This window comes from Bacillus cereus group sp. BfR-BA-01441 (assembly GCF_022663075.1).
Taxonomy (GTDB): Bacteria; Bacillota; Bacilli; order Bacillales; family Bacillaceae_G; genus Bacillus_A; species Bacillus_A cereus.
The window spans coordinates 1-5529 of sequence record NZ_JAKUEU010000157.1 but is presented as its reverse complement, the minus strand read 5'-3'; the positions used below and the strand labels follow the sequence as shown (position 1 = coordinate 5529).

Genomic DNA, 5529 nt, shown 5'->3' with positions numbered 1-5529 from the left:
GGAGCAACCGGCCCGACTGGAGCAACTGGTCCACAAGGTCCACAGGGAATCCAAGGTCCACAAGGTGTAACGGGTCAGGCGGGAGCAACAGGCCAGACGGGATTGACTGGTGCAACTGGACCGACCGGAATACAAGGCATACAAGGAATAACAGGAGCGACAGGGGGAACAGGAGTAACAGGCCCAACAGGAGCAACGGGTCCAACAGGCTTAACTGGAGCAACAGGATCATCTGCTATATCGACAGGTGGCGGATATTTCTTTTCTACATCAACAAGCACAATTGCAGCAAATGCCAACATCCCAATTAATTCTGGATCCACTGTATATGGAACTGGTGTATCTTTAACTAGTGCTACGACAGTCACAGTAACGACGCCAGGAATATATTTAGTAAGCTACTATTTTCAAGGGGATGCAAATGGTGGGAATGAGACAGTATCTGTTAGATTGCTATTAAATGGAACGCAACTAACAGGGAGTTTTATACAAAACGTAACGACATCAACTGTAGTAATCGAACCAGCCATTTCAAATACACTTCTTGTGAATGTGACGAGTGCCAATTCAACATTAATATTACAAAATGGCCCGTTAGGTGTAGGGCATGTGACTACTATAGCAGGTGCGATTACAGCAAGCTTAAATGTAGTGAGAATTTTATAAAGAATATAAAAAACACAAGGAATGTCTTTGTAAGACACACCTTGTGTTTTTTAATATTAAATAAACATTTTCTTTATCTTTTCGGTTGAAAAATATGCTGAAAGAAGTATTTGTGATGTAAGTTATCTACAACCTTATTTGCTTGATATGTGCGTTGTTTTTCAATTCGAAGTCTTTGCTCCATCATTTTAATTGCGTGATCAGATAAACGTAACATAATACATTCTCCTTTTCTATAAATATAGGTGACTATTTGATATCGATCCCATATTTATAATTAAGGAGGCAAAATGTGTAACATAGGCAAAAAGCACCTTCCTCTCCCATTACGCTTACGAGGTTAGCTGTCGGACTCGGGAAGTGAGAGTTTCCCTACTTAAAAAAGATTCGCCCCAAGTAGCATAGCTACAAAAATGGTTCCCCCGCTCCAAAATTTGGACTCAGCAAAAGGTTTTATAAAGTAAAAAATAACATAAAGGAGCGAACAAGTCAAATTATTTTGTGTATTCTGTCTTTTTTAATTGCGTAAGAATCATACCGTCAGGAAGTATTGTATCTGATACTGTAATGAATCCGTGTTTTTTATATAAAGTAATAGCAGGGGTATTCGCTTTACCTGTTTGTACAATGTATGCCATTGAAGAGGGAAACATGTTAAATATATAAATTAGGAGTTTCGTTGCGATTCCTTTTTGAAAAAAATTGGGCGATACAACTAACCTGTGGATATCGATTAGTTTTTCTTCTTGTACAAAAGAAATAAAACCGACAAGTTTATTTTCAGAAAAATATCCATAGAATGTTTCAACGCAATTTTGAATATCGTTTACAGTATCATATAAACGAGGTATGGCAGTACTATTTAAGTAGTCTGCTTCAACTTTATAAGCTGGAATTTGAACCTGTAAAATGGAGGTTGCTACTTCAAAAGAAGTGGAATTTAACTTAAGAATCATAGATAATGAAGCCTCCTTTAAATATGGTATATGAATATAATTGCTTTATGGGTTAGTTTGACAATATTTTTCTTTTTTGCATATAATATATGTATCTCCATATGCAAAATAGTAGTAAATATATTTCTATAGTGAAATATGATTAGCAATGATAAATACATATGTTTGTATTGAATCATACAAACTATAATAGAAATGGAGGACTAAAAATGGGATGGATTATCACATTAATAGTTGGTGCTATTATAGGTGCAATTGCTAGTTCTATAACCGGTAAAAATTTCCCAGGTGGTATGTTCGGAAATATTATCGCAGGTTTATTAGGTGCTTCGTTAGGTGGTAGATTATTTGGATCCTTTGGGCCATCATTTGGTGGGATTCATGTCGTGCCGGCATTATTAGGTGCAATCGTGTTAATTCTTATTGTATCATTTGTAGTGAAAGCTACAAAGAAATAGATATATAGATTATGATGAAGAGCCCTGAATAAGGGCTTTTCATCATTCGAAGAGGTGGTTTCATTGGAGAAAATAAATATAAGAAAAAGAGATAAGTTAAGAAAGTTTTTTAGAGAACAAAATTATTTGGCGGTATTACTTGGATTTGCGTTATTGTTCATTAATATTTTATTGCTAACAAAAATATCATTTGTTTTTACACCGTTTATCGTATTTTTAAAAACAATTTTCTTCCCAGTACTATTAGCAGGCGTGCTATTTTATATTTTGCATCCATTCGTTTCGCTTTTAGAAAAGAAAGGTGTTTCAAGAATCGTATCGATAGCTTCCATATATTTAATCGTACTAGGATTATTTGTATTTTTAGTTGTAACGGTTATCCCTATTATTAAAGATCAAATTGATGCATTAATTGATAACTTACCGTATTTTGGCCATGAGATTGAACAAGCAGCACGTAGATTCGGGGAAAGTAATTTACTCGGTAAAATTCAGGAGAATTTAAATATTAATGTTGCGAATATGGTAAAAGAATACACAGTTGATTTTACAAAGTCATTATCATCAGTAACTGGGAATGTAACTGGATTTTTGAGTACTGTTACAGAGGTTGTTTTGACATTTGTAATGGTTCCATTTATATTGTTCTATCTTTTAAAAGATGGTGAGCAATTGCCGAATCACTTTTTAAAGTTTATTTCAGAGCAAAGACAACCAGCAGCAATGAGAATACTAGATGATATGCATTATGCGATTAGCTCGTATATTAGAGGTCAAATTATCGTCAGCTTATTTATCGGTATTATGCTATTAATTGGTTATCTTATTATTGGTATTAAATATGCGGTATTACTTGCGATTTTAGCGATGATTGTAAATATCGTTCCGTACGTAGGACCAATTATCGCGATTACACCAGCGTTAATTATCGCATTTATCGACTCGCCAGCAATGGTGTTAAAAGTAATTATCGTTATGATGGTTGTACAATTAGCAGAAGGTAAATTTATTTCTCCGCAAGTTATGGGTAAAAAGTTAGATATTCATCCGATTACTATCATTTTTATCATTTTAACTGCCGGAAACTTATTCGGGATTATGGGCATTATTTTGGCCATTCCAGGATATGCGATATTAAAAGTGTTAGTTACACACGGTTATAGATTTGTTAAGTTGAATACGTGAAAAAAAGCGCTAAAACAGTTGGAACTGTTTTAGCGCTTTTTTATTAACAATTCATTTGCATATTGGCGTGCCCATTGATCTGCTTCTAATATAGCATCTAGTGAAGGATCTTTTACGTTATGATGAGCTTCAACTGTTTTGTAAATTGTTTTTTCAATATCGAAAAAGGCAATTTCATTTTTTAAGAATAGCGCATTCGCAATTTCATTTGCTGCATTTAATACAGCGGGAGTAGTACCACCGATTTTGCCACATTCATATGCGTATTGTAGACAAGGGAACTTCTCTAAATCTGGTTTTTCAAAATGTAAACTACCGATTTCTAATAAATTTAATTTTTCATAGGAAGAAGGCAGCCGAGTAGGATAGTGAAACGCATATTGAATCGGCATTCTCATATCAGGAGCACCGAGCTGCGCCATAACTGATCCATCAATAAATTCTACTAAAGAATGAATGATACTTTCTTTATGAATCATTACATTAATTTTTTTATATGGAATATCAAATAGCCATCTCGCTTCCATTACTTCGAACCCTTTATTCATTAATGTGGCAGAATCAATCGTTAGTTTTGCGCCCATTAACCAGTTTGGGTGCTTTAAAGCATCTTTTGCTTGTAATGTTTGCATTTCATCACGTGTTTTATCACGGAAAGCACCACCGGAAGCTGTTACAATTAACTTCTCAATCTCTTTATTATTTTCTCCGTTTAAACATTGGAAAATAGCTGAATGCTCACTATCTACTGGAATTAAGCGACATCCGTTTTGTTTCGCTAGTTCAGTTACGATATGTCCAGCTGCAACCAAAGTTTCTTTATTAGCAATAGCGATATCTTTCTTCGCTTTTAATGCTTCAATTGTTGGAAGTAATCCTGAAACACCTACAACAGAGCTTAATACAAGATTTGAATCAGGGTGAGTAGCTACTGCAATTAAGCCATCAGTCCCGTGTGTGATTTTTGTATTTGCTGAAATACGCGTACGAAGCTTGTCTGCTAAGTCTTTTGTCGCAACGCTTACAATACGAGGTTGAAACGTTTTGATTTGTTGCTCAAGAAGATCGATATTATAATTTGCGGTTAAACCGACGATTTTAAAATGTTCAGGATGAGCTGAAACGACATCTAATGCAGATGTGCCGATGGATCCTGTTGAACCTAAAATTGATATATATTTTACCATGAAAAAACCTCCAAAGTTGTTTCGAATATTTCAACAAACCTATATAACATTAGACAATTGAAGTGGAAATTCCTGCTATATAAAATAGAAAATTAGGGTTTGTTTGGAAGTGAAATGTGATAAACTGTAAAAAATAACGAAAAAGCAATGAAAGAGAAGAGTACATATTCGAAACTTTTCAGAGAGCTGATATGTGGTGAGAATCAGTAAGGGATGAATATGGAATGGGCTCTGGAGCTTCTAACTGAAATGAGTAGGTAAAGACGGTTACTTCACGTTATTGAAGTATGAAGTGAGCTAATGATAGCTAATTAAGGTGGTACCGCGGGAGTCTCTCGTCCTTTTTTAAGGATGAGGGGCTCTTTTTATTTTGCGAAAGGAGGAGTTAGTGTGAGTGAAAAAATAATGTTAACAGGAATTAAGCCGACAGGTTATCCGCATTTAGGGAATTATATTGGTGCGATTAAACCTGCATTACAAATGTCAAAGAATAATGAAGGAAAAGCATTGTACTTTATAGCTGATTATCATGCATTAAATGCTGTGCATGATTCAGAAAAGTTCAGCAGTTATACGAAAGAGGTAGCAGCTACTTGGTTATCACTTGGACTTGGTGAAGATGTTGTTTTTTATCGGCAAACAGAAGTACCGGAAATTCTAGAATTAGCTTGGATTTTAGCTTGCCTAACTCCGAAAGGTCTTATGAACCGTGCTCATGCGTATAAAGCGAAGGTGGAGCAAAATAAAGAAGCAGGGTTAGAGGTCGATGCAGGAGTGAACATGGGGTTATATACGTACCCGATCTTAATGGCAGCCGACATATTACTATTTCAAGCTACACATGTACCTGTCGGAAAAGACCAAATTCAGCATATTGAAATCGCGCGTGATATTGCGACGTATTTTAATCATACATTTGGCACGACATTTACACTACCGGAGTATGTCATACAAGAAGAAGGAGCTATTTTACCTGGTCTTGATGGAAGGAAGATGAGTAAAAGTTACAGAAATGTAATCCCATTATTTGCAGAGCAAGAAAAACTTCGAAAGTTAATATTTAAAATCAAAACAGAC

General features: G+C 35.3%; 6 protein-coding genes, 1 pseudogene, 1 riboswitch and 1 other annotated feature. Of the genes and pseudogenes, 4 read left to right on the top strand and 3 right to left on the bottom strand.

Translation table 11 applies throughout. The features are described 5' to 3' along the window. A pseudogene (locus MR107_RS29105) lies at nt 1-666 on the top strand (collagen-like protein); the annotation flags it as partial. A gap of 73 nt (nt 667-739) precedes the next feature. Here the strand turns inward: MR107_RS29105 and MR107_RS29100 are convergent. Further along, entirely contained in the window at nt 740-883 is a 144-nt protein-coding gene (locus MR107_RS29100; RefSeq protein WP_000945243.1) for a hypothetical protein, read from the bottom strand. 96 nt (nt 884-979) lie between these two features. Then, nucleotides 980-1122: riboswitch (cyclic di-AMP (ydaO/yuaA leader) on the bottom strand. 38 nt (nt 1123-1160) lie between these two features. Further along, nucleotides 1161-1622: a GNAT family N-acetyltransferase gene (locus MR107_RS29095; RefSeq protein ID WP_000601230.1), complete on the bottom strand. Its 462-nt coding sequence runs from the start codon at nt 1620-1622 to the stop codon at nt 1161-1163. A gap of 209 nt (nt 1623-1831) precedes the next feature. On the opposite strand from MR107_RS29095, the gene MR107_RS29090 reads away from it, so the two are divergent. Then, entirely contained in the window at nt 1832-2080 is a 249-nt protein-coding gene (locus MR107_RS29090; protein WP_100650592.1) for a GlsB/YeaQ/YmgE family stress response membrane protein, read from the top strand. A 63-nt stretch (nt 2081-2143) separates the two neighbouring features. After that, nucleotides 2144-3265: an AI-2E family transporter gene (locus MR107_RS29085; RefSeq protein ID WP_000411484.1), complete on the top strand. Its 1122-nt coding sequence runs from the start codon at nt 2144-2146 to the stop codon at nt 3263-3265. 29 nt (nt 3266-3294) lie between these two features. On the opposite strand, the gene MR107_RS29080 is transcribed toward MR107_RS29085, so the two are convergent. Continuing rightward, nucleotides 3295-4452: a 1-deoxy-D-xylulose-5-phosphate reductoisomerase gene (locus MR107_RS29080; protein ID WP_000241787.1), complete on the bottom strand. Its 1158-nt coding sequence runs from the start codon at nt 4450-4452 to the stop codon at nt 3295-3297. Nucleotides 4453-4590: 138 nt separating this feature from the next. Further along, nucleotides 4591-4798, top strand: a binding site (T-box leader). 44 nt (nt 4799-4842) lie between these two features. Here MR107_RS29080 and trpS point away from each other — a divergent pair. Next, nucleotides 4843-5529: tryptophan--tRNA ligase (gene trpS / locus MR107_RS29075; RefSeq protein ID WP_242293079.1), on the top strand; the 687-nt coding region annotated here is incomplete at its 3' end.

Bases quoted from the DNA above. Each gene is read 5' to 3' on its own strand.
- MR107_RS29100 (WP_000945243.1), bottom strand. From the start codon at position 883: ATGTTACGTTTATCTGATCACGCAATTAAAATGATGGAGCAAAGACTT.
- MR107_RS29095 (WP_000601230.1), bottom strand. From the start codon at position 1,622: ATGATTCTTAAGTTAAATTCCACTTCTTTTGAAGTAGCAACCTCCATT.
- MR107_RS29090 (WP_100650592.1), top strand. From the start codon at position 1,832: ATGGGATGGATTATCACATTAATAGTTGGTGCTATTATAGGTGCAATT.
- MR107_RS29080 (WP_000241787.1), bottom strand. From the start codon at position 4,452: ATGGTAAAATATATATCAATTTTAGGTTCAACAGGATCCATCGGCACA.